Source organism: Streptomyces sp. NPDC001714 (assembly GCF_042892755.1).
In the GTDB taxonomy this organism is placed as follows: domain Bacteria; phylum Actinomycetota; class Actinomycetes; order Streptomycetales; family Streptomycetaceae; genus Streptomyces.
Genome location: NZ_JBIAUL010000085.1, coordinates 1 through 1,338, shown reverse-complemented (window position 1 = coordinate 1,338; position 1,338 = coordinate 1). Strand labels below are relative to the sequence as shown.

General features: G+C 66.4%; 1 protein-coding gene. It reads right to left on the bottom strand.

Going from position 1 to position 1,338, the window contains the following annotated elements; all coding sequences use genetic code 11:
• The coding region (locus tag ACFY0P_RS52195) for an amino acid adenylation domain-containing protein (protein WP_388929542.1) at positions 1–1,316 on the bottom strand (1,316 nt) is incomplete at its 3' end.
• Positions 1,317–1,338 lie beyond the last annotated feature (22 nt).

Below are 1,338 nucleotides of genomic sequence, written 5' to 3'. Positions count from 1 at the left end.
ACCACATACGCCACCAGCTGACGGCCCCCCGGCATGTCCTCACGGGCAATCACCGCCACCCGGGCCACAGCCGGATGCGCGGCCACCACGGCCTGCACCTCACCCGGCTCCACCCGGAACCCCCGGATCTTCACCTGCTCATCCGCACGACCCACGAACACCAACGCACCATCCGCACGACGGCGCACCACATCCCCCGACCGATACAACCGGCTGCCGTCAGCCGCATACGGATCCGCCACAAACCGCTCCGCCGTCAACCCACGACGCCCCAGATACCCCCGAGCCACCTGCACCCCACCGATATACAACTCCCCCGCCACCCCCACCGGAACCGGACGCAACCGCTCATCCAGCACCAGCAACCGCGTGTTCGCCACCGGCCACCCCACCGGCACCACCTCATCCACCACATCACCCGCACCCACCTCGAACACACAACACCCCACCACCGTCTCCGTCGGCCCATACTCATTCACCACCACCGACCCCGGATGACCAGCCAGCCACGCACGCACCACCGACCCCGCCAACACCTCACCACCCACCACCACCGACCCCACCGCATGCCCCACCCCACCCGACTCCGCCACCACCGCCAAATGACCCGGCGTCAACTTCACCAACCCGAACTCCCGCCCCGACAACAACCCCGCCAAACCCTCCACCCCACCCCCCGCACTCATCCACACCGCCGACCCCGACACCAACGGCACCCACAACGACGTCACCGCCAGATCAAACGCCAACGACGAAAACACCGGCGCCCCACCCGACCGATAAAACCCCGACGCCCACCCCACATAATTCACCAACGCCCCATGCTCCACCGCCACACCCTTCGCCACCCCAGACGACCCCGACGTATACATCACATACGCCAACTCACCCGCCGACACCCCCACATCAACAACAGACACCAAATCCAACTGCACAGAAACCAGCGGATCATCCAACGCCACCAAACGCACCCCACCCGCCGGCATATCCCCCAGCAACTCCAGCGTCCCCACCACCACCGACACACCCGCATCCCCCAGCACAAACGCCAACCGCTCCACCGGCAACTCCACATCCAACGGCACAAACGCAGCACCCGCCTTCCACACCCCCAACATCCCCACCACCGCCTCCACACCCCGCCCCACACACACCCCCACCACCGACTCCGACCCCACACCCAAACCCCTCAAAAAACCCGCCAAACGACCCGCCCACGCATCCAACTCCCCGAACGACACCTCCACACCACCATCACACACCACCGCCACCGCACCCGGATCCTCCACCACCCGACGCCCGAACAACTCCACCACCGACCCCACCCCGAAATCCGCC